The sequence below is a fragment of the Streptomyces sp. NBC_01454 genome, assembly GCF_036227565.1.
Taxonomy (GTDB): domain Bacteria; phylum Actinomycetota; class Actinomycetes; order Streptomycetales; family Streptomycetaceae; genus Streptomyces.
In genome coordinates, this window is record NZ_CP109461.1 from 415,790 (window position 1) to 442,105 (window position 26,316).

A 26,316-nucleotide genomic window follows, 5' to 3' on the forward strand; every position below is an offset into this window, starting at 1 on the left:
GCATATGCCTGGCGGTACGGGGTGACCGTCCACGTCCGGTCTTCCTCCGGTGGCCGTCCCGGCGCTGTGGTGTCGGGACGGCCACCGGAGGATCTCTCGGACGAAATGGCGGGCTGGGGTGTGGCTTGCGGCCGGCTCCCAGTCAAGAGCCCCATGCCAGCCGCCCCGGACCCCCGGGAGATGACCTTTCCGGACTTGGTCGACACCCGTACCGCCGATACCGCCGAACCGCTCAACCGCACCCCGCGCGGGGCATCGTCGTCCCACCCCGGCAGCCACTCGCGCAGGCGACGCCGCAGACGCTATAACAGGCCGATTTGGAATATATATGGTCTATTTTCCTAGAGTTCCATCGGCGGCCGGACGGGTCCTGCGTCCCAGCTCCCTCGCAGGCCGCGAAGCCTGAGGCGGAAAGAATTGGCAGGAGTGCGACGATGGCGCGTGGCGGGTTGCGGGCACACCCTCGGGCCCCTTTGACGATGAGAGCTTCGGCTCTCAGGCCGGGTTCCGTGTCGGAGTGCGGTGCCCTGTGGCTCGGCGGGGGACTGGCAGCAACCCCGTCTGTCATGGTGGGCGTGGGCGAGCTGACTCCCACCTCGAGGCTCCGAGACCCGCTCAGGCCACGGAGCCGGCGTTCTGTGCCGGCGACGCGTCCGAAGCCTGCAGTGCCGTGACTGCGGCAGCGGAAGCAGAAGGGGAAAAGGAAGCCACCCGACGGGTGAGGCGCGCCGACCGTGGTGCGGAAACGGGCGGGGCGATCCTGGCAGCGGTACTCGCTATGGCCGCGTACTGCATCGGCAGCGCAGGACATGGCATCTACCCCTTCGGGCCGCGCGGGCGGGCGGTCAACGACCTCGGCAACCAGTTCGTCCCGCTCCACGCCCACCTGTGGGACCTCGTGCACGGGGCCGGCGGCGGCGACCTGTTCCTTAACTGGAACAGCGGTTTCGGCGTCCCGTTTCTGGCGGACTTCTTCACTTACCTGGCCTACCCGTTCTCCTGGCTGGTCCTGCTCTTCCCGCGCAGCGCCGTCGATCTGCCGATCTTCCTGGGCGGCCTGCTGTGCATCGGCCTCGCCGCGGCGCTGATGACCGGCTTTCTGGGCCGGCTCCGGCCCGGCTCGCCCTGGCTGCGGGCGCTGCTCGGCGCCGGCTATGGCGTGTGCGCCTGGGCCGTGGACGACGCCTCTGCCGATCCGATGTGGATATGGGGCCTGGCTGCCCTGCCGCTGCTGTGCACCGTCATGGACTGGGCGCTGCAGCGGCGCCGCTGGGTGACGGGCTGTCTGCTGGTGGCGCTGTGCTGGTACGGCAACTTCTACACCGCTGCCATGGCCTCGCTCTGCGCGATTCTGGTTTTGCTGGCACGGATGCTGATGGCCGGGCAGTGCCGGGCGCCGTTGTGGATCTTGTTGCGGGCCGGGTCGACGCTGATGGCCGGAGTGGCGCTGGCAGCACCGGTGCTTCTGGTCTGCCGAGCGGCGAGCAGGGACTCGCAACCGCCCCAACCCGAGGCATATCACCGGGTCAACCCTTTTGACTTCCTTGCCCAGTTGCTGCCAGCGGGCCGCAGTCCCCACTCGGTGCCCTACGTGGCAATCGGCATGCTGGGACTGGTACTGCTGCTGTCTCTGCCGTTTCTGCGCGCCGTGCCGCTGCGGGAGCGGTGCGCCTGGCTGGGGCTGATCGCGGTGGTCGCCGCCTCCTTCGCGTGGAAGCCGACGGTCCTGCTGTGGCACGGCCTTGCACTGCCCAACGGCAGCCACTACCGCGCGGCGTTCGTCCTCAGCGCGCTGATGACGATGGCAGCCTGGTCGGCGCTGGCCCGCAGGCCCGGGCCGCTGCCCCTGCTCGGTGGATCCGTGCTGCTGCTGGTGCTCGCACTGATCACCGCGAGCCGCCCCGGCGTGCACCGGTACACCTGGATCTCGCTGGCCGTGGTCGGCAGCGGTACCGTTTTGGCGCTGCTTGCCCTGCACCTGGCCCGCGGGCGCCGACTGCCGACCCGGGCGGTCGGCACCGCGCTGGCGGCGCTCGTTCTTCTTGGTTCGGCCCTCTCCGCCTACGCCGCCACGGTGCTTCGCGACCAGGTGAGGTTCTACGCCCCGCATTTGACCATGAACGCGCAGAGCGAGGCCGCCCGGACCGCTGTCCTCGCTGCCGACACCTGGCCCGTGGGACGCTCCGACTCCGGACCACACCAGTTCGCTGACAACGACCCGCTATTGATAGGTGGCCAAGGGGGCGCCTACTACAGCAGCTACGTCCCCGCCGGCACCGCCCGCACCCTCCGCGCGCTGGGCCTCGGCTGGTACATGCACGGGCGCCACCTGCTCAGCCCCGGCGACGACGGTTCACGCGCACTGTTCGGTATCACCAGCTATCTCGCAGCTGCCCGGCCGACACACAGCGGGTTCGTCCAGCGGCGCACCGGTCCGGCAGCTCCCCTGGTCACCGTGCACCCGGCAGACACGACCCCGGGGTCGAGACACGCTGACAACCCATTCGCCCTCCAGAACCTCCTGCTCAAAGATGCGGTGTGGAACGTTCCCGTGCCGGTGCCGGTAAGCGGTGCTGGCGTACCTGCACCGGCACGCAACAGCCAGGGCTGGTCCGTCCCGGCAGCACCTCAGGACTCTCCTCAGCCAGCCCTCGCCGTCCGCTGCCTGGCGGGCAGCAAGGCATACCTCGACGCGCCCTGGTTCGCCGGCCGGGTACACGTCCCGGACACCCACGTCCTGCTGCGCGGCGCCCGGGAGGAGACCAGCAACCGGCTGCAGCCCCTTGGCACCGTCCCGGACAGCGGCTCCCTAGCGGTCGTCTTCAGCGCAACCACCGCGCAGACACTGCCCCCGGCCCCGGTCGGCTGCCTCTCCCCGTCCGCACTGGCTCATGCCGCCTCCCGGCTACGGACCACCGGCGCCGTCACCGTGACCGCCGGCGGTCACACCATGAGCGCGCGGCTGCCACGAGCCAGCAGCGGAACGGCCGTCTTCGCCATCACCGCCGTCCCGGGGTGGAGCTGCTCGGTCGATGGGGCCGCCGCTCTGCCGGGCAGCTCCTACCACGGCCTGCTGGCCGCCCCGCTCGGCTCGGGCGCCACCAGGGTGTCGTGTTCCTACTGGCCACCGGGCCTGACGCCAGGGCTGGCCGTCACCGCTGCGGCACTGCTCATCCTGATCGTCGTATCGACCGCCTGCCGACTACAGCGACCAACGGCTGGGGCAGCGACCGGAACCGACGCTCCCCGGACCCGGCGACGATCGACAGCCGACCGGCAGTCCGGACACACGCTACGGAGGTGTCCGCTATGAGACTGACGATCGTCGTCCCCTGCTACAACGAGGAAGCCATCGTCGAGCTGTTCGACCACAGGGTCCGGGACAGTCTGGACCGGCTCGACGGTGTCGACTACGAGCTGTGCTACGTGGATGACGGAAGCAGCGACAGCACGCTGGACCGGCTGCGTGCCTTGCGACTGCGACACGGCCGGAACACCCGGTACCTCTCCTTCAGCCGCAACTTCGGCAAGGAGGCAGCCATGCTGGCTGGTCTGCGGGAAGCCACCGGTGACGCCGTGGTCTTCATGGACGCCGACCTCCAGCACCCGCCGGAGCTCATCGCCCGGATGCTCGACCTCCACGCCCTGGGCCATGACCAGGTTGTCGCACGGCGTACCCGCGACGGGGACGGGGCGGCTCGCTCCACGTTCAGCCGGTTCTACTACCGCCTGGTCAACAGGCTCGTGGACGTCGAACTGATGGACGGCATCGGCGATTTCCGCCTGCTGTCCCGCCCCGCCATGGATGCGCTGCTCTCCCTCCCGGAATACAACCGCTTCTCCAAAGGACTGTTCGCCTGGATCGGCTTCGACACCGCGACCGTCGACTGCCCGAACGTCGCTCGCGAGGCAGGAGAGACCAAGTGGCGCCTGGGCTCCCTGGTGAACTACGGGATGGACGGACTCATCTCATTCAACAACCGGCCTCTGCGCATGGCCATCTACGCGGGACTGGCGATGGCCGGGATGGCGCTCCTCTACGCGGCAGCGATCGTCATTCTGGCGTCCGTCAACGGGATCGACGTCCCCGGCTATGTCACCCTGCTGGTCTCCGTGGCGGGGCTCGGCGGACTACAGATGGTGATGATCGGCCTCGTGGGCGAGTACATCGGGCGCATCTACTACGAGACCAAACGGCGCCCGCACTACCTGGTGAAAGAAGCCAGGCCTCACCCCGCTGCCATCCCTCATGGCCGCCTCGTCCGCCGCGCACGGTGCGCCCGCAGGGCACCGGCCTCCCGTACGGGCGCCGCACGGGCGCGTTGATGCCTTCCCGAGCGCAGCAGCTGCTCCAGGTACTGCGCTTCGTCATGGTGGGCGCCGTGAACACGGTGACCTTCTACAGTAGCTACCTGGCACTGCACCCGTGGCTGCCGTACGTACTCGCATACACGGCGGCGTTCACACTGAGCATGGTCGGCTCGTTCTTCCTGAACACATACTTCACCTACCGAACCCGCCCGAGCTGGCGAAAGTTCCTGACCTTCCCGCTGACCAACCTCACGAACTTCGTCCTCACCGGCACCGGCACGATCCTTCTCGTGCACTGGCTCCACGTGAGCAGCCGGCTTGCCCCTTTGCCCGCTGCGATCGGCGCGATCCCTATCACTTTCCTCGTCTCGCGCCGAATCCTGCTGCCCGGCAATGAGCGCCCCGCGTCTGGCCCATCTGACCGGCGTTCCTTCTGACGTGCCTGTGAGCCCGGCATGGCAGAGTCCGGATCGCAGGAGACGATGAAGTACCGCCCGTCCGGCGAGAAGTCGGCATGGTTGACGCCGGCGCAGGGCACCGGGAGCGTCTTGCGGATCTCCATGGAGTGCGGGTCGCGGAAGACCAGCTGACGGTCCATCGAGGCCATCACGATCGCGTACTTCCCGTTGGGCGTGAAGTAGAGGTTGTACGGATCGTGGACCCTGACGGGCTCGCCGGCCTTGCCGGTGGCGGGGTCGATCGGGGTGAGGTCGTGCCCCCGGTTGTTGTTGACCCAGAGCGTTTTCAGGTCCCAGGAGGGCACCACGTGCTGCGGCTGGATGCCCACCGGGATGGTTTCGATGACCTTGTAGGTCTTCGGGTCGATGACGCTGACCGTGTCGGAGCCGGTGTTGGGGACGTAGATCCGCGCGGGGTAGTCCTTGACGGCTCCGTTGTCGCCACCGCGCGCAGCCCGCGCCGGCCGAGTCCGTCAAGGATCGGGGGCAGCGCGGCCACCGTGCCGGCGTGCCCGAGATGGAGGCTCACGACCGAGCCTAGCCGGGTCTTGTCCAGGACCGTGCGGGCGACGGCCGCGGCACCGGGGTCGTCGGAGTCGAGGGAGTCCACGTCGTAGGACAGGACGTGCGGATAGCCGGCCTCCCGGGCCAGCCGCGCCACCAGATCCGTGGCACGCCGCGCCTGCGAGGGCCGGAACCAGCTGCCGATGCTGCCGGTCAGCCGCCGCAGCCGGTCGGCGCACTGGGTGATCTCCGCGGCCGCCGTGGCCCTCGGCAGGGCGCAGATGTTGCGGTGGTGCATGGTGTGGTTGCCCAGGTCGTGGCCGCCGTCGAGGATTCGGCGGGCCATCGCGGGCTGCTCGTCGAGCCAGTCGCCGGTGGCCAGCACGGTGACCCGGACACCGGCCCGCTCGGCCTCGTGCAGCAGGGCCGTGGCCAGCTTCGGGTCGCCCCTGCCGTGGAAGGTGAGCGCGACCGAGCGGCCGCCCCGTGGGCCGTGCTCGATCTGTACAGGCCGGCCGGGCACCCGGGCTGGCGGCCGGGCGGCGTGGGCGCGGGCCGTTGGGGCATGACCCGTCCCGGAGGTGCTTGGCCCGTCGGCGGACCGGCCCGGCGCCGGGGTCTTCGTCCCAGTACGGGTCGCAGCCTGACACCAGCGCACCGGCGGCCGCGGCAGTCGCGCGCAGCACGGAGCGACGATCTGGGAAGGTCACCACATCATTAGAGTGGCAGTGATCCAAATTTGCGGCGATCCGTCCGATCCATCCGGGTGCGTGTCGCACGAGGCAACCACTGAACGGCAGTTAGAAGTCGTTTCACTTGGTGAGTCGTCGGTAGTTGATGAGGCTGGTGGCGATGGCTGTGAACGCGAGGAAGTGTTCGGGTTTTCGTTCGTAGCGTCGGTGCAGGCGGCGGCAGCCGGCGAGTCAGGGCATGGTGCGCTCGACCACCCAGCGGTGTCGGCCCAGTCGCTGTGAGTTGTCGATGCTGCGGCGGGCGATGCGGGGTGTGACGCCGCGTTTCCGGAGCCATCGCCGCAGGTGTGGGTAGTCGTAGCCCTTGTCCCCGTGGAGTTTCGCAGGCTTCCGTCGTCGGGGACCGCGTCGGGAGCGGATGGGCGGGATCGAGGCGACCAGTGGCTGCAGCGCGAGGCTGTCGTGCGTGTTGGCGGCCGAGATGGCGACCGCGACGGGCAGGCCGCTGCGGTCCACGGCCAGGTGGATTTTCGATCCCTTCTTGCCTCGGTCGGTCGGATTCGGTCCGGTCAGCTGCCCCCTTTGAGTGCACGGACGCTGACGGAGTCGACAGCGAAGCGCGACCAGTCCAGCTCGCCCCGGGCTCCGATCTCGTCGAGGATGATGCGGTGCAGCCGGGCCCATACGCGGGCCTGGCTCCACCGTGCGAAGCGTCGGTAGACCGTTGGCCAGGCCGGCCCGAAGACCGATGGCAACGCATCGGTGCCTGGACCATGGGCGACTTCAGCTACTTCGACCACTGACCCGCTGTCGCGCCGAGAGTCCCCCGGTACGCGGTGAGGGTCCGACCGGCGTATTCCGGTCGGACCCTCACCGCTGCTTGGCTGGCAGCTCGCGCCTGCCCGTCGGTCAGACGGCCGTGGGGGCGCCGAGCATCGCGGAAGCCTGCTGCAACGGGGTGAGAACGTGCGTGGGCGCGGCGGCCTGGGGAAGGCCGCGGCAGGTGAAACCGAGCTGGGTCATGGCCCGCAGGACTTCGCCGGCGCTGAAATCGCGGCGGTCCTGACGTGTGACGACCTGGCCGACCTGCTTGACGGGGTAGGTGCGACGGCCGATGATCACGGACTCGCCGGATACCTGTTCGGGCTTGACGCCCTTCATCGATTCCAGGACACCGCTCTTGGTGAGGTCGAACGGGAAGCGGGCGATGACACAGCGCATGATGCCTCACAGAGAGAAGACCGAAGGGGGATGGTTCTGCTGCGGTTGAGCCGGTTCAGCGGGCAAGGGGCAGGACGCCCAGAGCGGTGCCGTGTTCGTCGATCACAGGCAGGGCATCGAGCCGGCTGTAACGCACCGCGTTCTGCGCTTCAGTCATGGTGGTCACGGGAGAGGTGAACGGCGCTCGGTCGCCGAGGATGTCCCGCAGCTGGACCCGGTCCGTGTACGCGGAGCTGTCACGGGCCGCAGTGAGCTGGGTCTGGGTGACCAGTCCGGTGCACAGGCCGCCGCTGTCGCAGACAAGGAGGTGCCCGGTGCGGTCGCTTGCCATGACGGACAGGGCGACCTCGACGGTCATGTCGTCGCAGACCTGCGGCCCACCGGTGACCATGGCATCGGACACCGTCCTGTGCACGGGGGCGGCATGTGCCGAGCAGGGCTGCATCTGAACGAGCGTCAATGGTGTCTCCTGCATGAGCGGGTCAGTTTCCTGATCACGAAGTCTTTAGGCCGCCGCGTCGAAGGAGGACTGCCGCACGGTCGCCCGCCGGGCAGCCGAGGCGGGGCTGCGTCGGCCGCGTGAGGACGTGCTGCGCTGACGCCGCTCGGGCACCGGCGCGGTGATCGTCACAGGGATGCCGGAGGGGGTCTGGGCGCCGGTGATCCGGCTGAGTGCCTCTTCGCCGGAGCGGACCTGGGTGCTCTGGGGCACGATGCCGGCAGCCGTCATGAGGCGGGTCATGTCGCGGCGCTGGTTGGGGGTGACCAGGGTGACGACGGTGCCGGACTCGCCGGCGCGCGCGGTACGCCCGCCGCGGTGGAGGTAGTCCTTGTGGTCGGTCGGCGGGTCGACGTTGACGACAAGGTCGAGGTCGTCGACGTGGATGCCTCGTGCAGCGACGTTCGTGGCCACGAGTACGGTGACGTGCCCGGTCTTGAACTGGGTCAGGGTGCGCGTGCGCTGCGGCTGCGACTTGCCACCGTGCAGGGCGGCGGCCCGGACACCGCTGTTCAACAGGTCCTGCGTCAGCCGGTCGACGGCGTGCTTGGTGTCCAGGAACATGATCACCCGGCCTTCGCGCGCCGCGATCTGTGTGGTCGTCCGGTGCTTGTCGGCGCCGTGGACGTGCAGCACGTGGTGCTCCATCGTGGTGACCGCACCTGCGGACGGGTCGACGGAGTGGACGACGGGGTCGGTGAGGTAGCGGCGGACCAGGCGGTCGACGTTGCGGTCGAGGGTGGCGGAGAACAACATCCGCTGGCCCTCGGGGCGGACCTGGTCCAGGAGCGCGGTGACCTGGGGCATGAAGCCCATGTCGGCCATCTGGTCGGCCTCGTCCAGCACGGTGATCGCGACCTGGTTCAGCCGGCAGTCACCGCGCTCGATGAGGTCCTTGAGCCGGCCCGGCGTCGCGACGACGACCTCGGCGCCACCGCGCAGCATATTGGCCTGCCTGCCGATCGACATTCCGCCGACGACGGTGGCCAGGCGCAACTTCACCGAGCGGGCGTAGGGGGTGAGTGCGTCGGTCACCTGCTGAGCCAGCTCACGCGTCGGCACGAGGATCAGGGCCAACGGCTGGCGAGGCTCGGCGCGCTGTCCGGCGGTGCGGGCCAGCAGGGCCAGGCCGAAGGCGAGGGTCTTGCCGGAGCCGGTGCGCCCGCGTCCCAGGACGTCGCGGCCCGCGAGGGTGTTGGGCAGGGTCGCGCCCTGGATCGGGAACGGAACGCTCACGCCTTGCGCCGTCAGCGCGGCCAGCAGCGGCCCTGGCATGCCGAGATCGGTGAACGCCTCGACCGCGGGCAGCGCGGGAGTGAGCGTCTCCGGCAGGGCGAACTCGCCCTGGACCGCGGCGGGCCGCCGGCCACGGCCGCCCGAGCGGCTCGGACCCCCTGAACGGCTCGGGGCGGGCGAGCCGAAGCGGCCGCCCCGCCTCGAACCGGCGCTGGAGCCAAAAGCGGTGCCGTCGGTCCGGCGGGGGCGGGAAGAGCGGCCGTTCGTACGTGTGGGGTTCATGGAGAACCTTCCTTGATAGGGCGCGTATCAAGGAATTCCCGCAGCGGAAGAACAGCGCGGGGAAACACAAGAACGGGCCGAATGGAATGCGAAATAGAATCTGGATTGCAGTCAATCCGGTGCAGGTGCCGGTGATGAAATGGGTGCCGTCATGTGGACGTAGACTCCCGGACGCCGACCGGTGCAGCTCAAAGAGGTGCGCATACCCGGGGAAGAGCTGCGGGCGAGTTGTTCCACAGGTGATACCACTGCGGGATATGTCCGCAGCTGGGGCCCGCACCCCGAGGGATGCGGGCCCCAGCTGCGAAGTGCGTGTGTCAGCGTCAGGCGAGAACGATGTTCTCGGCCGTCGGGCCCTTCTGGCCCGCCGCGATGTCGAAGGTGACCTTCTGACCTTCGAGCAGCTCGCGGAAGCCTTGGGCGGCGATGTTCGAGAAGTGGGCGAACACGTCAGCCCCTCCACCGTCCTGCTCGATGAAGCCAAAACCCTTGGCTGCGTTGAACCACTTTACGGTACCTGATGCCACGTCATATCTCCTTCAGGGCGGTACGCCGGGGTCCCGCGATGCGCGGATGCCGGGTCGCCGCGATGATGCCCCGTCCGGAAAATGACCGGCAACACGAAAGCGCTTCCAGTGGCTGAAAATACCGGCGGAGGCGCTTGAAGTTTTGGGAACCACAACTGCAACTGAGGTCGACGGTAGCACGAGGTAGCGGCCCGTGCACGGCAAATAATTCCGCTCTGTTGGTTGCGGTAAAAACACTCGCCGCCTGGCGCGTTAAACCCTCACCTCGCGGTCATAGATATTGACCCACCCGGAGGGCAGCGTTTCAGGAAGGGCGGTCGCTGTTCACGGCTCAAAGGGCACAACTATTCCGGTGGCAGCATCCTGCCCGGCGGCGGCTCCATCGGCCCGTTCGCGGCCCTGATCACGCGCCGCTCAAGATCCCGCGACCGTCGCCTGAAGGCCGGCCCGCGGTTCCTTCTGGCCCTGTGTGACGTCGAACGTCACAGCCTGGTCTTCCTGGAGCGCACGGAAGCCGGCGGAGTTGCTCGCGGAGTAGTGCGCGAAGACATCCGGGCCGCCGCACAATTGCCGTCCGCTCCATGCGAAAGCCGAAGGTGATCGCCCTGATTCGTGCAGCACAGCACAGCACAGCACAGCACAGCACAGCAGAACACCCACTCCGAAAGCAATCTCAGCGCCCACCACTGCGTTGAACCCCAGGTTGGGCACCTGCTCAAAACCCTGTTCCCATATCGCGCGCTGATATCGGACCCGTCACTGACCGGCGCCTTCGTCGCAGCTGTCGAGGAGCGAGCAATGAGCAGGTCGGCGCCGACCGCAGGAAGCGGGGAGCTGAGACGCCGGCTGGGGCGTTCGACTCGGTGATCGCTCTCGGCTCGATGATCGGCGCGTACATCTTCGCCGCGTTCGCCTCAGCCGTCAGGGCCGTGGCACCCCAGGCCGTCCGGGTCGCCAATCGGTGACATTTGTGGCAGCACCGCAGCGAAGCCGCAGAGCGAAGCGTTGCCCAGCACCGCAGGTGCCAGGCAACCTTGTCCCTCCGGAACGACCGCGGAGGCGCCCGTCGGCTGACTCGGCCTCAGCGGATTACGACTGTCGACCGGCAGGTCCACGAGAGCGTCATCCGGCGCATGCGCCGTCCACTGCGACGATCGGCAGCGTCATGTACGCACCCGTCAGCGTGCAACGTGTGGGACGCGCGCGGTGTGAGCCAGAACGTTGTCGCGGTCAGTAGGTGGCCAGGAAGATGGCGGTGTAGTGCGCGGTGAAGGCTGCCACGGTCAGCGCATGGAAGACCTCGTGGAAGCCGAACCAGCGGGGTGAGGGGTCGGGGCGCTGGAGGGCGTAGACGACCGCGCCCGCGCTGTAGAGGAGACCGCCGGCCACGATCAGGGCGAGTACGGCCGCTCCGCCGGTGTGCAGGAAGTCGGGCAGGTAGCGCACCGGCGCCCACCCCAGAGCCAGGTAGCACGGGGTGTACAGCCAGCGCGGGGCTCCGACCCACAGGATCCGGAACGCGATGCCGGCCAACGCGCCCGCCCACACGATCCACAACAGCACGGACCTCTGGCCCGGTGGCAGGAGGAGCACGGCCAGGGGGGTGCAGGTGCCGGCGATGATCAGGAAGATGTTGGCGTGGTCGAGACGTCGCAGAAGGGCTTCGCCGAGCGGCCCCCAGGTGCCGCGGTGGTAAATGGCGCTTGTTGCGAACAGCAGCCAGGCGGTGACCGAGTACACTGCGCACGCCCAGGCCGCCTGTGGGGTGCGAGCCAGGCAGATGAGTACAATGCCTGCGATGAGTGCGGCGGGGACCATTCCGGCATGGAGCCAGCCACGCAACCTCGGCTTGATCGATTCGGCCAGGTCGGAGGCCTGCTCCACCAGAGCGGCAACCGAGTGACCATTTTCTGCTGCATCGTCACCTTGTGATCCGCCGGGCAGCCCGACTTCGCGTTGTTCTCCACGCGCTGAGGCGGCGTGGACACATTCGGCTTCAGCGGCGTCGCGGGACACAGCTTCCCGTCCTCCTTCGGACTCGTGGGCGTCACTGGCAATCATGCGCTCATGCTAGGAGACCTCGCAGGACAGCCTTCGAGAGGTCGGCCCGAGAGCCAGGTGCATGTCGTCGGGTGTGGGCTCTCGCCGTGTGGACTCCGGTCGGTTGGTCCCGCCGGGAATTGGGTCTCCCGAAGCTGAGTAGATCGGCTGGTCGTGGGAACGATCAGGGCTTCCGAACGGGCATCTCCGCTCGCCTACCCGCAAGGATCGCCGATGCTTCCTGAGGTCCGTCCCCACGTATCCGCCCCGCTCACAGACCAGTTGGAATACCAATTGGGCCTGGCTTCAGACCTCGAAGCCAGCCATCTCGATGTGGATCGCGTTGCCGGCATCGCAGTCGTCGCAGCTGCCCACTCCGGTGGCTACGCGGCCATCGGCCATCTCCTCGGACTGCTGGCCGCGCTCCCTGCCCCCACCGAGGCAGGCGAGCGCTTCTGGTCGGACCTGTGGAGGTCCTCGGGCACCGCCTACCTGCTACCCGCCAACATCAAGGCTGAGGTGGCGCAATCCCTGGCAGGCGAAGGAACCGCCCTGGCCCGACAGATCCTCTCGGCTGTCGATGAGATGACCCCGGCCCAACGCGCCGCAGCCGGGGAGGTGATCGGTCAAGCCCTCGCCGAGTCCGACCATCTTCCCGACCTCAAGACACAGGTCATCGGAGAACTGTGGCTCCGCGATCTGGAACTCACCGCCTGGCGCGTCCTGCACGCCGACCGCAGGTCGGACGATTGCGCTGGACGGAAAGCCTTCCTCGAAGCCTGGATGAGCATCTAAAGGTCCGCTCCTCCCACTGCACGACAAGCCGCACAGGGCGTGCGGCGCCCGAGCCGCCACGCGGCGCGCAGCCCCGGCCTCGTATCCATGCTCATCCGGCCGGTGCTCCTGTGGCTTCCGGGTAACACCCTGGTCGCCGACGACCTGCGCGCCGGCGACCAGGACCGTAGCGTCGTGGCTTCAGGCTCAACGGCTATGCGCACGGTAGGGCGAACGCCCGGGGCAACACGCGAAGCGAACGAGTTCAGAAGGTCCCGGCCGAAGTCGCACCGTGCCCGGATGCATCTCGACAGATCGGGGTCGCGCAGCCATGGCTACGCGACCCCGATCCTGTGCATGACAGGCTCTTGCGCCGCCCGGAACGAGAGCGCGTCCCCTGTCCGGTCAAAGCATTGCCCGCACGGGCGGCGGCAGCTACCGGACGCGGTGTGCGCGATCCTCGGGCAGGGCCGGGAAGGTCAGGCGGAGTTGATGTTCTCGGCCTGGGGGCCCTTCTGGCCCTGGGTGACGTCGAACGTCACGGCCTGGCCTTCCTGGAGCTCACGGAAGCCCGAGGAGTTGATCGCGGAGTAGTGGGCGAACACGTCCGGGCCGCCCCCGTCCTGGGCGATGAAGCCGAAGCCCTTCTCCGCGTTGAACCACTTCACAGTTCCCGTAGCCATGTCTCACACCTTCCAGCCGATGTGCGCCTCCCGCAACGTGCGGCAGGCGGAGGTGATCGCCCTGGTTCCTGCAGCACAGCACAGCAGAACGCCCACGCCGAAGACGTGGGCGAAGGGGAACTTCCGAACCATGACAGCTGACGCAGACGCTACCCGTCCGCACACTCTGTCACCATAGGAAAGGAGCCACGCGTCACACCCCGACAGGTGCGTGCGGGAGCCCGCCGGTGCCCGGCGGGCGCACCGTCTCAGGCCACGGGCGGACTGGACGCTCCCGCGGCGCGGTGGTGTTCGGCGTTGATGCGCTGGGCTTCTTCGAGTTGGTCTTCGAGGATGACGATGCGGCAGGCAGCCTCGATGGGGGTTCCCTGGTCGACGAGTTCCCGGGCGCGGGCGGCAATGCGCAGTTGGTAGCGGGAGTAGCGTCGGTGGCCGCCCGCGGAGCGCAGCGGGGTGATGAGGCGGGCTTCGCCGAGGGCACGAAGGAAGCCCTGGGTGGTGCCGAGCATTTCGGCGGCCCGGCCCATGGTGTAGGCGGGGTAGTCGTCGTCATCGAGACGTCCGAACGATTCGTCTGCTGTCATTGCACCTCTCTGTGGAACGCGTGGAGGGGCCCTGGTGCCATGTGGCACCAGGGCCCCGAAGGAACTGCTACACCATCTGCCGGCCCTGGTCCTGCGCCGGCCTTCTGTTTCCACTGGCCCGACCGAGCTGCTGTCGGGGTTGCGGGGATCGCGGTTGCTTGACCGGAGACCACCTCACTATCGATGTCCTGCGGTACCCGGGCTCAAGACTTCCGCCCGGGCGATCCTGATGGTGCGGGGCTCCTCCGTTCTTCCCTCTGAATCAATCACTTACCACATGGGAACTGCGTACTGCTGGTGGCCTCGAACAGCGCCACCCTTCGGCAGCCAGCCCCGTCGCCCGTCCTGCATCTGCTCTGGCTTAGAACCCCACTGCCGAACCTCCCGGTACGCGCGCCCGCAGCCGACGCCTTTACCGAGGAACCACTGACAACCGCACTGCTGGTACTGCGAACTGCACTGAGAACTGCTCTTGCGGTACTGCTCACGGCGGCCCCTGATCACTGCGGGCCACCCGGTCCGGTCGTCAGTCCCGTCGCCGTCCTGCAACAACCCTGGCTTCGAAACTCCACCACCGCACCGTCTTGCGAACTGCGTGTACTGCTGCCCGGCAGTTCGTCTCTGCCGGGCCTTACTTGATCTCGGCTACGAGAGAAACCATAACCACACCACCACCCAATGTCTACTCCAGCTGGCATAGATTTTCGTTCGCCAAGAAGAGAGATGGTCCACCTCGGCCGCAGGAGGGGCACGCGGCGGCTCCACTCCAGCCGGGGACACCCGCACCCGAGCAGCACCAATACGCAGCCTCGACGCCGCGAAGACCGCGCCTTCCCCATCTGACTGCGTGGATGACCGGCCGGAGACGCACTACGCCGTCGCCGCACTGTTCCTGCTGGACCGCTGCCTGGCCCTGATCGCCGCGCTGTTCGCTCTCTTCGAGGGCTTCACCCGCGTGTACGTCGGCGACCACTACCCCCACGACGTTCTCGCGAGCGCCGTACTCGCCCTGCCGGTCGCCTACCTGGTCAGCATGACTCTCGGGCATTTGGCCACACGTCCGGTGCCCCGCCTGCGGACCGGGACTCTGCGTCCGGTGCTGGCGGCCGAGCCGGGCACCGCGCGCTGAGGGCCCGCGGACGCGCCCGGCGCGCGCTCATGGCTTGCTGCGGCGCGTTTCCAGTGCCAGGCCGACAGAGAATCCGGCCATGATCAGGACACCGCCGTGCAAGGCCAGGCGGTGTCCGCGAACAGGTGCGGCGCGAGTGCCGCTAGCAGGAGCGCGAGCGCCCGCGGCCACGGCGGCGGCGATCTTCCAGTCGTCTCCGATGACGAAGTCGTACCAGAACCGTCCGAAGGACCTGAGCAGCCTCGGCGCTCTCCTCGAGCCGGGCGGGGGCGACGGTCGTGTGGGGTGCAGATGGTCACTCATGGCGCGGAAGGCCATCGCGAGCATCAGCGGCACCTCGCCGGGTCTGCTTCCGCACTGCCGACGGGGGCCACGACGGTCGACCTGGCGTCCCACCTCGGCGTGACCAAACAGTCCGCATCCAAGACCGTCACCGAACTCGTCGACTGGGGCTACCTCCAACGCCACCCTCACCCCACCGACCGACGCGCGCAGGTCCTGCGGCTGACCGACCGAGGGCAGGGATACCTGCGGCTCGCCGACCAGTTGTGGAGCGAGACCGAGCAGCAGTGGGCCGAACTCATCGGCGTCGACCGCCTCGACGCCATCCACCACGACCTGCGCACCTACCTGGACCAGTTGCCTGGCGGTCACCCGGCCAGCCTCCGGCCTGTTTGGTGAACCACCCGCCGGGGGCGACCGTTCACCGTCACGGCCGCTCGGGAGCTACGTCGCCCGGTCCGCGAAGCGAAGCGCCGTGATGGCCGGCCGCTTGCCGGAGACCGGCCGTGGGGCCATCGGTACGGCCATTATCAGGCCGCCAGCCCCATCACCTGCGGGGTCCTGCGGGTGGCGAGGCGGCGACCCATGAGCATGGCCATCGACCACAGGACCATGGTCTCGCTGGTGGCGGGCAGCGTTTCGCAGTCGCGCACCAGGCGGCGCGAGCGCATCTGCCAGCTCAGGGTGCGCTCGACTACCCACTGTCTGGGCTGCGGGGTGTTGCCCGAGATGATGCTCAACAGTCCCCGGTTCGGCGTCCTGCCGGTGTTCACCGTCCCACCTGCGCGAGGGCGGCAACGAGTGTGTGGGCGGCCTTTCGTGCCCGAAGTATCGTCAACGGCACTTCTGCTCTCCTCCTGGCTGACTATCGGGAGGCGTAGGGGATGAGGGCCATCTCGCGGGCGTTCTTGATGGCGCGGGCGATCTGCCGCTGCTGCTGCCTGGTCACGTTGGTCACCCGGGGGCTGCGGAGGCCCGGCCGCGTACTCGGCGTCGGTGTGCAGGCACGAGTCCAGCAGGGCCAGCAGGTTCTCCCGGTCGAGGCCGGGACAGGTGAAGGTGAGGTGCTGGCAGCGGTCGCCGTGTTCGGGGTGCCAGCACAGTTCGGTTGCTGGACACTCCCCGGACCGGCGGCGAGCATGAGCCGCATGTCCCACGACCCCAAGCCTGGTGAACCGAGCGACGCCGACTCCGAGCGGCTGGCCCGTATCGAGGCGATGCTGGCACCCGCCGTGTCGGGGATGGAGCAGGCGGGCCGCCGGCTGCTGCCCGCCTGGCGGCGGGTCACCCGGGGGGAGCCCCGCTGGCCCTCGACGCTCGCGGTGCTGGTGGCTGTGGCGCTGCAGTGGCTGCTGCCGGAGCGGCTGGCGATCCATCCGGAGTGGCTGCTGGCCACCCTGGAGACCGCGCTGCTGATCGCGCTGGTCGCGGCGAATCCGTTCCGGATCGAACGGGGCTCGCGGCTGTACCGGTGGGCGGGGCTGGTGCTGATCGCGATGATCAGCGCGGCGAACGGCTGGTCCGCGGTGCATCTGGTGATCGGTCTGGTGCGGGGGAGCGAGGGCAGTGACGCGGGGCCGCTGCTGATGACCGGCGGCAGTATCTGGGCCACCAATGTCATCGTCTTCGCGCTGTGGTACTGGGAGTGGGACCGCGGCGGTCCGGTCGCGCGGGCCCGGGCCGTACGGGCCCATGTGGACTTCCTCTTCCCGCAGATGCAGGCGTTGGAGCTCGCACCGGAGCACTGGGAGCCGCAGTTCCCCGACTATCTGTATCTGTCGTTCACCAACGCCACCGCCTTCAGCCCGACCGATGTGATGCCGCTGACCCGCTGGGCGAAGATGCTGATGCTGGTGCAGTCGGCGGTCTCGCTGCTGACGGTCGTTCTGGTCGTCGCCCGCGCGGTGAACATCCTCAAGTAGCCGTGGACCCCTGGTGTATGACGGCGCGATGTGTGACGGTGGGGTTTTGAGGGTAGGGCGGATTCATGACGGGTCGATGAGGGCTCCATGAGATCTTGATGAATGTTTGCTCGGTTGCGCAACCTGTTGGCCGAAGCTTGACCGGCCGACCCGTAACCGATCGCCATTAAGCCTCTGACCTGCGGTTTTGTGCTGATGGGGCGTCACGCCCGAAAACAGTCCCCGCGGTGAGTCAACTTTTTCCCACGTGGCAGTCAGGCTCCGGGGGTCGTTTTGTGCTGCCGCCTGCCGAAGCGACCGATGGTCATGTTCACAACATGTTCGATTTGTGGATTCCTGGTCCGAAGCGCGAACCTTCCGCCTGGTCAGCGGCATCTGTAGGGGCGAACGTCCGAGGGTCTTTCACCCACCGGCACCGAACAACAGAGGCATATCGATGTCGTCGCCCCTTCTCGAATCGCCCTTCGAGCCATCCGAGCAGCCGCCCGGCCGGGCCGTATACCGCACAGCCACCACCCCCCGGCCGCGGACCCTGCTCGACGTGCTCGATGCCACCGCCGCCGCACACCCCCAGGCGACCGCCGTGGACACCGGCACCGAGGTGATCACCTACCGCGAGCTGTGTATCGAGACCGAACGCCGCGCACGGCAACTCAGGGACTACGGAATCGGCCCTGGCGACCGGGTCGGTGTCCGGGTGCCGTCCGGTACCGCGGAGCTGTACCTGTCGATCCTCGCCATCCTGCGCAGCGGAGCCGCGTACGTACCGGTGGACGCCGACGACCCGGACGAGCGGGCCGCCACCGTCTTCCGGGAGGCCGCCGTCTGCGCCGTCCTGGGGCCGGACGTCCAGCCGCAGGCCCTGGCCCGGCCCGGCGGGGCCCTGCGGCCCGCGGGCCCGCAGGACGACGCGTGGATCATCTTCACCTCGGGTTCGACCGGCGCGCCCAAGGGCGTGGCGGTCAGCCACCGCTCGGCCGCCGCCTTCGTCGACGCCGAGGCCGGGCTCTTCCTCCGGGACCGGCCGCTGGGCCCCGGTGACCGGGTGCTGGCCGGCCTGTCCGTCGCCTTCGACGCCTCCTGCGAGGAGATGTGGCTCGCGTGGCGGCACGGCGCCTGCCTGGTGCCGGCGCCGCGCTCGCTGGTCCGCGCGGGCCATGAGCTGGGCCCGTGGCTGGTCGACCGCGGGATCACCGTGGTGTCCACCGTGCCCACGCTCGCCGCGCTGTGGCCGGACGAGGCGATGCGCCGGATCCGACTGCTGATCGTGGGCGGCGAGGCGTGCCCGGCCGGGCTGGTCGACCGCTTCGCCGCGCCCGAGCGGGAGATGTGGAACACCTACGGGCCGACCGAGACCACCGTCGTCGCCTGCGCGGCGCGCCTGCTGCCGGGGGAGCCGGTACGCATCGGACTGCCGCTGGAGGGCTGGCAGTTGGCCGTCGTCGACCGGGCCGGTCAGCCAGCCGGGTTCGGCGAGGAGGGGGAGCTGCTGATCAGCGGCGTGGGCACGGCCCGCTACCTCGACCCCGCCAAGGACGCCGACCGCTTCCGCCCCGACCACGTCCTGCGGACCGCGCGCGCCTACCGCACGGGCGACCTCGTACGCGCCGAACCCGAGGGCCTGCTGTTCGTCGGCCGCGCCGATGACCAGGTCAAACTCGGTGGACGGCGGATCGAGCTCGGGGAGATCGACGCCGCGCTCGGCGCCCTGCCCGGCGTCCGCGGCGCCGCCGCGGCCGTGCAGACCACCCCGGCCGGCACCCAGGTGCTGGTCGGCTACGTCGTGCCCGAGCAGCGCACCGGCGACGGCTCCAGCTTCCAGCAGGACAAGGCCAGAGCCCTGCTCAAGGAACGGCTGCCCGGCCAGATGGTGCCCGTCCTGGCCGAGGTCGAGAGCCTGCCGACCCGTACGTCCGGCAAGGTCGACCGCAAGGCTCTGCCCTGGCCGCTGCCGCCCGCCCGCGATACGGTGGGCCACGGCGAGGCCGGACCGGCACTGCACGGCACCGCAGCCCGCCTCGCCGGCATCTGGGAGCAACTGCTCGGCGTCCGGCCCGGCCCGGACAGCGACTTCGTCTCCCTCGGCGGCACCAGCCTGGTCGCCGCCCGGATGGCGTCCATGCTCCGCGAGCACCACCCCGGCGTCTCGGTCGCCGACCTCTACCGCCACCCGGTACTGCACAAGATGGCCGAGCACCTCGACTCGCTCGGCGGTCCCGTGGACGAAGTGCGCCCGGTACGCCCTGTGCCGCGCCGCGCCGCCGCCGTCCAACTCCTCGTCCAGACCGCCCTGTACGGGGTCGCCGGGCTGCGTGGGCTCGTCGGGCTCGCGCTCGCCGACAACGTGCTCGGCTGGATCGCCCCGCAGGTCTGGGCCCCGCACACCGCGTGGTGGCTGGTTGTCGTCGGCTGGGTGGTGCTCTTCAGCGCGCCGATGCGCTGCGCCATCGGCGCCGGGGCCGCCCGGATGCTCACCGGCTCGATCACCCCCGGCGCCTACCCGCGTGGCGGCGCCACCCACCTGCGGCTGTGGACCGCCGAACGCGTCGTCGCCGCCTTCGGCATCCCGTCCCTGCTCGGCACGCCCTGGGCGCGGCTGTACGCCCGGACGCTGGGCTGCACCACCGGGCGCAACGTGGCGCTGCACACCATGCCGCCGGTCACCGGCCTCGCCGAGCTCGGCGACGGCTGCAGCGTCGAGCCCGAGGCCGACATCTCCGGCTGGTGGCTCGACGGCGACACCCTGCACATCGGCGCCGTACGCATCGGGGCCGGGGCACGCGTCGGTCACCGCAGCATGCTGCTGCCCGATGCCGTCATCGGCCGGGGCGCCGAACTCGCGCCCGGTAGCTGCCTGGGCGGTGCGATCCCCGACGGCCACCGCTGGACCGGTTCCCCGGCCCGCCCTGCCGAAGCCGCCGAGCAGCTCGCCGGCACCGGCTGGCCCGCGCCCTCCTGGCAGCGCTCGCGGCCGTGGAGCGCCGCCTACGCCCTCTCCCTCGTCGGCCTGCCGCTGCTGGCGCTGCTGACCGCCGCCCCCGCGCTCATCGGCGCATACGCCTTGGTCCATAACTGCGCCGCCCTTTCCACCGCGGCACTGCGCCTGTTCGCGGCTGTGCCGGTGTTCGCCGTCGTCACGACCGGCTGCTCGATCCTGCTGACCGCCGCCGTGGTGCGCATCCTCGGCCGCGGCATCGCCCCGGGGCTGCACCCCGCGAGCGGCGGAGTGGCCTGGCGGGCCTGGCTGATCACCCGCCTCCTGGACGGCGCCCGCGGCAGCCTCTTCCCGATCTACGCGAGCCTCGCCACGCCGCACTGGCTGCGGCTGCTCGGCGCACGCGTCGGCAAACACGCCGAGATCTCCACCGTCCTTCCGCTGCCGTCCCTGCTGCACATCGAGGACGGGGCGTTCCTCGCCGACGACACTCTGGTCGCACCCTTCGAACTGCGCGGCGGATGGCTGCGGTTGGGGCGGGTCCGCATCGGACGGCGTGCCTTCGTCGGCAACTCCGGCATCGTCGGTCCCAGCCGTGATGTGCCCGACCACAGCCTCGTCGGCGTACTCTCCGATGCCCCCGCACACAGCGAGCCGGGCATGTCCTGGCTCGGCCGGCCCGCGATGCCGCTGCCCCGCGTGTCGGCCGCGGCCGACCCCGCACGGACCTTCGCGCCGCCGCGGCGGCTGGTCCTGGCACGCGCCGCCGTCGAACTGTGCCGCGTACTGCCGCTGATGTGCGGGGTGGCGCTCGCCGAGGCCGTCCTGCTGGGGGAGCAGGACGCGCTCGACAGGGGTGGTCTCACCCTGGCCGCGCTCGTCGGCGCCCCGCTGCTGCTGGCCGCGGCCCTCTCCGCCGGGCTCACCACCACCGCGGCGAAGTGGTTGCTGGTCGGCCGCTTCACCACAAGTGAGCACCCCCTCTGGTCGCCCTTCGTGTGGCGCAACGAGCTGTTCGACACCTTCGTCGAGTCCCTTGCCGTGCCGTGGATGGCCGGTGCCTTCACCGGAACCCCGGTGCTCAACGTGTGGCTGCGCAGCCTCGGCGCCACGATCGGCCGCGGTGTGTGGCTGGAGAGCTACTGGCTGCCGGAGACGGACCTGATCACGCTCGGAGACGGCGTCAGTGTCAACCGGGGCTGCGTACTGCAAACCCACCTCTTCCACGACCGGATCATGCGGCTGGACACGGTGCACCTCGCCGAGGGGGCCTCACTGGGCCCGCACAGCATCGTCCTGCCGGGGACCACTGTCGGGGCGCGCGCCGCCATTTCGGCGTCCTCGCTGGTCATGCGGGGCGAGAGCGTGCCCGAGGGCACACGGTGGGCGGGCAACCCCATCGCGGGCGAGCGGGCGGCCCGGCCCGAACAGGCCCGCACCGAAGACGGTGTGGCCGCGTGATCCGGTGCAGCCGCCGCGCCCTCATCAGGGGCGTGGCCCTGATGCCGCTCGCCGCGACCGCCGCGGACGGCCTCATGTCACCGTCCGACGACCGCTACTTCCCGAGCCACGGCACCTACGCCCACCACACCGTCTCCTACGACCTGCATCTGGCCTACGACCCGGGTAACGCCAGCCTCGACGGACTGGCCCGCATCAAGGCGGTGGCCGACCGGCCCCTGGAGCGGGTGGAACTCGACCTCTCCCGGCTGACCGCGCACACCGCCCGGATCAACGGGACCCGGGTCCGCACCCGCCAGCAGCACGGGAAGCTGTACCTGGACACCCCCCGTCCGCTCGCCCAGGGCAAGCACTTCACCGTGGACATCGGCTACAGCGGCCGGCCCAAGCCCCTCCGCTCCCCGTTCGGACCGATCGGCTGGGACCGCACCGGCGACCCGCATGACGGCACGCTGGTCGCCTCCCAACCCCTGGGCGCCCCCTCCTGGTTCCCGTGCAACGACCGACCCGACGACAAGGCCGCTTTCACCTTCCGGGTGAGTGTCCCGCACGGTCACCACGCCCTGGCCAACGGCACCCTGCGCGAGCGCCGCCGCAGCGGCCGCTCGGAATGCTGGACCTACCACCACCCCGGGCCCATGGCCCCTTATCTCGCCGCCCTTTACACCGGCCGCTTCAGCCACGACGGCGACCCCGTACACCTCGGCGCTGCCGGCTCGCCCATCGCCCTGCACAACGCCTACCCCGCACGGCTGGCCGAGCGCGCACGGTATGACCTGGCCCGCCAGCCCGACATGCTCCGCGCATTCAGCGGCTACTTCGGCGACTACCCCTTCGAGGCGTACGGCGCGGTGGTCGTCGACGCCGAACTCGCCGCCCCGGTGGAGAACCAGACACTGTCCGTTTTCGGCAGCAACCACATCGACGGACGGCGCGGCTGGGAGACACTGGTGGCCCACGAGATCGCCCACCAGTGGTACGGCAACAGCGTCAGCCTGCGCGACTGGCGCGACATCTGGCTCAACGAAGGCTTCGCCACCTACGCCGAATGGCTCTGGTCGGAACACCTCGGCGAGGACAGCGCCGACCAGCTCGCCCGACAAGCGTGGCACTCACTCCACCGCCGCGGCCAGGACTTGCGCATCGCCGACCCCGGCCAACGCCGCATCTTCGACGACAGGGTCTACGTACGCGGCGCCTGCACCCTGCACGCCCTACGGCGAGCCATGGGCGACCACCGTTTCTTCAGCATGCTCCGCGCCTGGCACCAGACCCACCGCGGCGCAAGCGTCGACACCGCCGCATTCGTCGCCCACGCCGGCCGTTGGGCCACACACCCGATCAAACCGCTACTGCATTCATGGCTCTACGAAAAGCCGCTGCCGCCACTCCCACCCGGCCGCAGCTGAGCACACCGGGGCGGGACGGAACGCGGACCGCCCCGGCGGCTCGGGTGACGTGGGGCCCAGCCCCTGATCAATGGGCGTCGCGAAGACGGCCTTGCGTCTGCAGGATCGTCCCACTGCCCGTATCGACGTCCACATCCCGCACGCTCCCGTCCTCGGTCAGGAGAACTTGCCAGACCCGGCGCCCGGCCTTATGGCCCAGGTGCACCCCGGACACTCTCGCATCGGGGTCCGTGGCCAACGCGGCCTTCTGCGCATAGTCCCTCGTCACCATGTGCAGATGGCGGCCTGGCGGGAGAGGGCCCGCATCACCCCGGTGGGATGCGGCTTCCCCCGGGAGCGGGGCGGAGCCGGCTTCGAGCCCGGCTTCCTGATGCCCGACTAACAGCACCACGCCCGCGACGCAGAGGGCGAACACGGCCATCAAGGCGGCCTCTTCATAAGGAAAGTGTCGCCGGACGCGTGCGATGACCTCGCTGAGCCTCATCTGCAACCCCCTATGCACCTACCCGGCGGCGGCTCGTCAACTGCCGGCCAAGGCCATGGTCTGGCGATATCGGGCCCAGGGGGATCCCCCACACGAGGGTCTCTGGCCGGTCCTGAAGCACACCGCGGCCTCACCGCGGGCGCACGCGGCCCATAAACAGTTGGCGGCGGAGTCCGGGCGCGAACGCGCTCTCCCGCAGGCGCCACGAGCGCTCCCTCCGCAAGCGCCTATGGCGCCAGGCCCGTGCTTCGTCCGGATCCGCGACCGACGGTGGGGCAACCTGGCCGCTTCACCGCGGACGAGCCCGCATACCGGGAGGCGATCGGCCGACTGGTCTACGACGCTCCGCTGTCCGCTGTCCGCTGTCCGCTGTCCGCTGTCCGCCGTGCCCGAGGCCGACTCCGCCACCTTCCTGGACAACGCCCGGACTCCCGCACCGAACCGCTGCCGTGGCGGCTGCCGTACCGGATGAACCGCTGGATCGAGGAGGAGGTGGCTATCGCCATCAGATGACCGACTACATCGACACGGCCTTCTGCGCCGGCTACCTGCCCCCGGGCGCCCGGGACGTCGCCGACGGCGGCGAGCAGCGGTAGAGAGCCGGCGTCTGGTGGGGTACGGGCGCGCAGTGGGCGCGTACCCAGGGGGCAATGGAGCGGCCTTGGGCGGTCGCCGGGCCGCCGAGTACGACGTACCGCAGCCGGCCGGTGGCGACGAGGTGGCGGAACGCGGAGCCGGTGGGCGTGGGCACGGCGCCGGTGAAGCCGCCCATGGGGAGCACTTTGGCGCCAGAGTGGAGGACGTAGGGAGAGGCGACCCGCCAACTGGTGGTCGCGAAGAGGTAGGTGGCGCCGTCCTGGTGGGCCCGGGTGTATGCCAGGAGCCGCCGCTGGTTCTTGCTGAGCGAGGTCCCGTCGGGGGACTTGACGGCCGCCCGGGGATCGGAGATCAGGGCGGGGGAGGGCCGGTGTTGCACGGTGTGGTGCTTGGTGGCCACCGGCCCGGTCGAGCCCATACCGGAGTGGCCGTACGTGGGGTGGAGAACCGACGAGGCCCAAGCTGCGGACGGCAGCAGCATGGCCGCGGTGCCCACGCCGAGGCCCAGCACCGCCATCTGCCGCCGCTTCCCGTCCTCACCTGTACAGGACAGCCCCAGCAACGCCAGAGCGCCCGCCGCCAGTGTGATCGCGGCCGGGGCCAGCCACGGCAGGAACGACGGGAACTGCTCCGCTATGCCCGCCGACCAGAGCACCGTGCTCACCACCGCCGTTGGCAGCGCCCACACCCGGGCCCGGCCCCCGCACCGCCAGGCACGCCAGAACTGCACCATCCCGGCGCCGAACAGCGCCGCCAGCGGCACGGCCACCACACCCATGTAGTACGTATGGCCGCCGACCGCCCCGGCGCTGAACACCAAGAAGTACACCGCCACCCACGCCCCCCACAGCACGAAGCCCGCTCGCAGCGGATCCGTACGCGGCCGCCCGCGCCGCCACGCCGGACCGCACACCGCGGCGAGCGCCGCCGCCGGGTACAGCCAGCCGACCTGCGAGGCCAGGGACGGGCCGAGCATCTTGCCCCACTGCGCGACGGTAGCCCGGATCTGTGGCCGGCCGGAGGACTTCGCCGGAGCGGTCCCGGCCATGGTCAGCACGGAGACGCTGCCGGTGTCCCTGGCACTGATGCCGAGACCGGAGAAGCGGGTGACGAAGTTGTAGCCGACGACCTGGCTGACCGCCGAGTTGTTCGTCGTGCCGTCCACATACGGACGGTCCCCGGCCGGAGTCAGCGTCACCAGCAGCACCCATGACGCCGACACCGCTACGCACACCGCGCCCGCCACCGCCAGGTGTGCCAGCCGGCGGCGCAGCACAACCGGCGCCGACACCACGTACAGCAGACCGAGCGCCGGGAGCACCGCCCAGGCCTCCAGCATCTTGGCCTGGAAGCTCAGCCCGACCCACACTCCGGCCGCCAGCAGCGGGCGCAGCCGGGCCTCGCGTGCCGCGCGCAGCGTGGCGTCGGCGGCAAGCAGCACGAGAAGGGTGAACGCCGGGTCCTCGACCTCCGAACGGAACAGTCCGGCGATCGCCGGGGTGAGGACGAAGGCGCCCGCCGCGAGCAGGGCCGCGTTCTCCCCTGCCCAGCGGCGCACCGCGCGGTGCAGGACCGCGACGCTGAGTACGCCCTCGATCACCTGCGGCAGGGTCAGCGCCCATGGATGGAACCCGAAGATCCGCGCGGACAGCGCCTGCGGCCACAGGAAGCCCGGCAGCTTGTCGATCGTGATCGAGTTGCCGGGGTCGAACGAGCCGAACAGGAAACCTTTCCAGCTCTCGGTCATGCTGCGCACGGTCTCCGCGTAGAACGCGTGATACCCGCTGTGCTGGATGTCCCACGCGAACAGCACCGCCGCCACCGCGAGGATCGCCAGCCGCACGGGCCTGGCATAACCCGGCCGGGCCGCCGGTCCCTGCTCCGGCGTCCCGGTACGGACGAGCAGTCGGCCGCCCTCGGTCTGGGCCGACTCGATGATCGCTGTGGTGGTGCCGGCCATGGTCGAACCCTCCCTGGTGGAACTCACCGTTCGGTGTGCCAGATGGCCGAAATGACCCTCGGGTGCCTTGGGCCGGATTCTGTTCACGGGACGTTCAGGTGGTCGTCAGGTTGCTGCCGTGGCACGCATCGTGCTCGTCGAGCAAGACGCCACGATCGGAGGCGGCTCGCGGCGACGCGCTGCGGGCCCTCGGCCTCTCTGCGATGAGGCTCCGCACACACCGAACGGCGACTTGCCTCGTCCCGCGTGACAACGGCGACGGCTTGGGCCTGCTCCTCGACCGTGACCGGACGGGGACCTGCCGCGGTACTCCCCACCGTCCAATC

At 69.8% G+C, this 26,316-nt stretch carries 21 protein-coding genes and 6 pseudogenes; 10 read left to right on the forward strand and 17 right to left on the reverse strand.

The window, feature by feature from the left end:
• The first annotated feature begins 718 nt into the window (after positions 1 to 718).
• From OIU81_RS38630 to OIU81_RS38640, 3 genes are read left to right on the forward strand one after another with little or no spacing between them, the layout of a single operon-like run.
• Complete coding sequence (locus OIU81_RS38630; protein ID WP_329142467.1) at positions 719 to 3,313, forward strand: YfhO family protein; 2,595 nt, start codon at positions 719 to 721, stop codon at positions 3,311 to 3,313.
• Positions 3,310 to 4,326 (forward strand): glycosyltransferase family 2 protein, encoded by a 1,017-nt coding sequence (locus OIU81_RS38635; protein WP_329142466.1) that lies wholly within the window; start codon positions 3,310 to 3,312, stop codon positions 4,324 to 4,326. Before OIU81_RS38630 ends, OIU81_RS38635 begins: the two co-directional genes overlap by 4 nt.
• A gap of 44 nt (positions 4,327 to 4,370) precedes the next feature.
• Positions 4,371 to 4,748 (forward strand): GtrA family protein, encoded by a 378-nt coding sequence (locus tag OIU81_RS38640; protein ID WP_329332054.1) that lies wholly within the window; start codon positions 4,371 to 4,373, stop codon positions 4,746 to 4,748.
• 32 nt (positions 4,749 to 4,780) lie between these two features.
• Here OIU81_RS38640 and OIU81_RS38645 read toward each other — a convergent pair.
• From OIU81_RS38645 to trhA, 9 genes and pseudogenes are all read right to left on the reverse strand, one after another.
• Positions 4,781 to 5,197 (reverse strand): annotated as a pseudogene (locus OIU81_RS38645) (YncE family protein); the annotation flags it as partial.
• 260 nt (positions 5,198 to 5,457) lie between these two features.
• Positions 5,458 to 5,931 (reverse strand): annotated as a pseudogene (locus OIU81_RS42620) (polysaccharide deacetylase family protein); the annotation flags it as partial.
• A 154-nt stretch (positions 5,932 to 6,085) separates the two neighbouring features.
• Positions 6,086 to 6,804: pseudogene (locus OIU81_RS38655) on the reverse strand (IS5 family transposase); the annotation flags it as partial.
• A 70-nt stretch (positions 6,805 to 6,874) separates the two neighbouring features.
• Complete coding sequence (locus OIU81_RS38660) at positions 6,875 to 7,186, reverse strand: SCO5918 family protein (protein ID WP_329142464.1); 312 nt, start codon at positions 7,184 to 7,186, stop codon at positions 6,875 to 6,877.
• A 55-nt stretch (positions 7,187 to 7,241) separates the two neighbouring features.
• Positions 7,242 to 7,646, reverse strand: a complete 405-nt coding sequence (locus OIU81_RS38665; protein WP_329142463.1) for a CBS domain-containing protein — start codon at positions 7,644 to 7,646, stop codon at positions 7,242 to 7,244.
• A gap of 45 nt (positions 7,647 to 7,691) precedes the next feature.
• Positions 7,692 to 9,203 carry a DEAD/DEAH box helicase gene (locus OIU81_RS38670; RefSeq protein WP_329142462.1) on the reverse strand — a complete coding sequence of 504 codons (1,512 nt, stop codon included), beginning with the start codon at positions 9,201 to 9,203 and terminating at the stop codon, positions 7,692 to 7,694.
• Between the two features lie 323 nt (positions 9,204 to 9,526).
• Positions 9,527 to 9,730: a cold-shock protein gene (locus OIU81_RS38675; RefSeq protein ID WP_007387007.1), complete on the reverse strand. Its 204-nt coding sequence runs from the start codon at positions 9,728 to 9,730 to the stop codon at positions 9,527 to 9,529.
• Between the two features lie 414 nt (positions 9,731 to 10,144).
• A pseudogene (locus OIU81_RS38680) lies at positions 10,145 to 10,291 on the reverse strand (cold-shock protein); the annotation flags it as partial.
• Between the two features lie 669 nt (positions 10,292 to 10,960).
• On the reverse strand, positions 10,961 to 11,791 hold the full coding sequence (gene trhA / locus OIU81_RS38685) for a PAQR family membrane homeostasis protein TrhA (RefSeq protein ID WP_443073896.1): 831 nt from the start codon (positions 11,789 to 11,791) through the stop codon (positions 10,961 to 10,963).
• Between the two features lie 213 nt (positions 11,792 to 12,004).
• Here trhA and OIU81_RS38690 point away from each other — a divergent pair, with 213 nt between their 5' ends.
• Positions 12,005 to 12,565 carry a hypothetical protein gene (locus tag OIU81_RS38690; RefSeq protein WP_329142461.1) on the forward strand — a complete coding sequence of 187 codons (561 nt, stop codon included), beginning with the start codon at positions 12,005 to 12,007 and terminating at the stop codon, positions 12,563 to 12,565.
• A gap of 458 nt (positions 12,566 to 13,023) precedes the next feature.
• Here the strand turns inward: OIU81_RS38690 and OIU81_RS38695 are convergent, their stop codons facing one another.
• The 3 genes from OIU81_RS38695 to OIU81_RS38705 all read right to left on the reverse strand — a co-directional run bounded on the left by OIU81_RS38695 (position 13,024) and on the right by OIU81_RS38705 (position 13,811).
• Positions 13,024 to 13,227, reverse strand: coding sequence for a cold-shock protein (locus OIU81_RS38695; protein WP_215067737.1), 204 nt, complete (start codon positions 13,225 to 13,227; stop codon positions 13,024 to 13,026).
• Between the two features lie 3 nt (positions 13,228 to 13,230).
• The gene (locus OIU81_RS38700; RefSeq protein ID WP_329331895.1) at positions 13,231 to 13,359 is read right to left on the reverse strand and encodes a hypothetical protein; all 129 of its coding nucleotides are present in this window, start codon (positions 13,357 to 13,359) and stop codon (positions 13,231 to 13,233) included.
• Between the two features lie 116 nt (positions 13,360 to 13,475).
• The gene (locus OIU81_RS38705; protein ID WP_329142460.1) at positions 13,476 to 13,811 is read right to left on the reverse strand and encodes a helix-turn-helix domain-containing protein; all 336 of its coding nucleotides are present in this window, start codon (positions 13,809 to 13,811) and stop codon (positions 13,476 to 13,478) included.
• Positions 13,812 to 14,658: 847 nt separating this feature from the next.
• Between OIU81_RS38705 and OIU81_RS38710 the strand changes: the two genes are divergently transcribed.
• Together OIU81_RS38710 and OIU81_RS38715 are read left to right on the forward strand one after the other, a co-directional pair.
• Positions 14,659 to 14,940, forward strand: a complete 282-nt coding sequence (locus OIU81_RS38710) for a phosphatase PAP2 family protein (protein WP_329142459.1) — start codon at positions 14,659 to 14,661, stop codon at positions 14,938 to 14,940.
• A 291-nt stretch (positions 14,941 to 15,231) separates the two neighbouring features.
• Entirely contained in the window at positions 15,232 to 15,621 is a 390-nt protein-coding gene (locus OIU81_RS38715) for a MarR family winged helix-turn-helix transcriptional regulator (protein ID WP_329142458.1), read from the forward strand.
• Between the two features lie 131 nt (positions 15,622 to 15,752).
• Here OIU81_RS38715 and OIU81_RS38720 read toward each other — a convergent pair whose 3' ends face one another.
• The 3 genes and pseudogenes from OIU81_RS38720 to OIU81_RS38730 form a co-directional block, all read right to left on the reverse strand.
• A complete protein-coding gene (locus OIU81_RS38720; protein WP_443074185.1) occupies positions 15,753 to 15,962 on the reverse strand; it encodes a hypothetical protein in 210 nt (69 codons plus the stop codon).
• A 125-nt stretch (positions 15,963 to 16,087) separates the two neighbouring features.
• Positions 16,088 to 16,210 (reverse strand): annotated as a pseudogene (locus OIU81_RS38725) (30S ribosomal protein S18); the annotation flags it as partial.
• Positions 16,194 to 16,334, reverse strand: a pseudogene (locus OIU81_RS38730) (cobalamin biosynthesis protein CobW); the annotation flags it as partial. The pseudogenes OIU81_RS38730 and OIU81_RS38725, both read right to left, overlap by 17 nt.
• Positions 16,335 to 16,370: 36 nt before the next feature.
• Between OIU81_RS38730 and OIU81_RS38735 the strand changes: the two are divergent.
• The 3 genes from OIU81_RS38735 to OIU81_RS38745 all read left to right on the forward strand — a co-directional run bounded on the left by OIU81_RS38735 (position 16,371) and on the right by OIU81_RS38745 (position 22,949).
• Positions 16,371 to 17,144: a hypothetical protein gene (locus OIU81_RS38735; protein ID WP_329142457.1), complete on the forward strand. Its 774-nt coding sequence runs from the start codon at positions 16,371 to 16,373 to the stop codon at positions 17,142 to 17,144.
• Between the two features lie 436 nt (positions 17,145 to 17,580).
• Complete coding sequence (gene pls, locus OIU81_RS38740) at positions 17,581 to 21,540, forward strand: epsilon-poly-L-lysine synthase Pls (RefSeq protein ID WP_329142456.1); 3,960 nt, start codon at positions 17,581 to 17,583, stop codon at positions 21,538 to 21,540.
• On the forward strand, positions 21,537 to 22,949 hold the full coding sequence (locus tag OIU81_RS38745) for a M1 family metallopeptidase (RefSeq protein WP_329142455.1): 1,413 nt from the start codon (positions 21,537 to 21,539) through the stop codon (positions 22,947 to 22,949). The genes pls and OIU81_RS38745 overlap by 4 nt, the downstream gene beginning before the upstream one ends.
• Before the next feature lie 67 nt (positions 22,950 to 23,016).
• Here the strand turns inward: OIU81_RS38745 and OIU81_RS38750 are convergent, their stop codons facing one another.
• Complete coding sequence (locus OIU81_RS38750) at positions 23,017 to 23,433, reverse strand: PepSY domain-containing protein (protein ID WP_329142454.1); 417 nt, start codon at positions 23,431 to 23,433, stop codon at positions 23,017 to 23,019.
• A 270-nt stretch (positions 23,434 to 23,703) separates the two neighbouring features.
• Between OIU81_RS38750 and OIU81_RS38755 the strand changes: the two genes are divergently transcribed.
• Complete coding sequence (locus tag OIU81_RS38755) at positions 23,704 to 23,946, forward strand: DUF5825 family protein (RefSeq protein WP_329142453.1); 243 nt, start codon at positions 23,704 to 23,706, stop codon at positions 23,944 to 23,946.
• A 31-nt stretch (positions 23,947 to 23,977) separates the two neighbouring features.
• Here the strand turns inward: OIU81_RS38755 and OIU81_RS38760 are convergent, their stop codons facing one another.
• Positions 23,978 to 25,990, reverse strand: a complete 2,013-nt coding sequence (locus OIU81_RS38760) for an ArnT family glycosyltransferase (RefSeq protein ID WP_329142452.1) — start codon at positions 25,988 to 25,990, stop codon at positions 23,978 to 23,980.
• Between the last annotated feature and the right edge of the window lie 326 nt (positions 25,991 to 26,316).

Coding starts and splice junctions, on each gene's coding strand:
- OIU81_RS38635 (WP_329142466.1), top strand. CDS start 3,310: ATGAGACTGACGATCGTCGTCCCCTGCTACAACGAGGAAGCCATCGTC.
- OIU81_RS38640 (WP_329332054.1), top strand. CDS start 4,371: ATGGTGGGCGCCGTGAACACGGTGACCTTCTACAGTAGCTACCTGGCA.
- OIU81_RS38660 (WP_329142464.1), bottom strand. CDS start 7,186: ATGCGCTGTGTCATCGCCCGCTTCCCGTTCGACCTCACCAAGAGCGGT.
- OIU81_RS38670 (WP_329142462.1), bottom strand. CDS start 9,203: ATGAACCCCACACGTACGAACGGCCGCTCTTCCCGCCCCCGCCGGACC.
- trhA (WP_443073896.1), bottom strand. CDS start 11,791: ATGATTGCCAGTGACGCCCACGAGTCCGAAGGAGGACGGGAAGCTGTG.
- OIU81_RS38690 (WP_329142461.1), top strand. CDS start 12,005: ATGCTTCCTGAGGTCCGTCCCCACGTATCCGCCCCGCTCACAGACCAG.
- OIU81_RS38695 (WP_215067737.1), bottom strand. CDS start 13,227: ATGGCTACGGGAACTGTGAAGTGGTTCAACGCGGAGAAGGGCTTCGGC.
- OIU81_RS38700 (WP_329331895.1), bottom strand. CDS start 13,359: ATGGTTCGGAAGTTCCCCTTCGCCCACGTCTTCGGCGTGGGCGTTCTG.
- OIU81_RS38705 (WP_329142460.1), bottom strand. CDS start 13,811: ATGACAGCAGACGAATCGTTCGGACGTCTCGATGACGACGACTACCCC.
- OIU81_RS38715 (WP_329142458.1), top strand. CDS start 15,232: ATGGTCACTCATGGCGCGGAAGGCCATCGCGAGCATCAGCGGCACCTC.
- OIU81_RS38735 (WP_329142457.1), top strand. CDS start 16,371: ATGTCCCACGACCCCAAGCCTGGTGAACCGAGCGACGCCGACTCCGAG.
- pls (WP_329142456.1), top strand. CDS start 17,581: ATGTCGTCGCCCCTTCTCGAATCGCCCTTCGAGCCATCCGAGCAGCCG.
- OIU81_RS38750 (WP_329142454.1), bottom strand. CDS start 23,433: ATGAGGCTCAGCGAGGTCATCGCACGCGTCCGGCGACACTTTCCTTAT.
- OIU81_RS38760 (WP_329142452.1), bottom strand. CDS start 25,990: ATGGCCGGCACCACCACAGCGATCATCGAGTCGGCCCAGACCGAGGGC.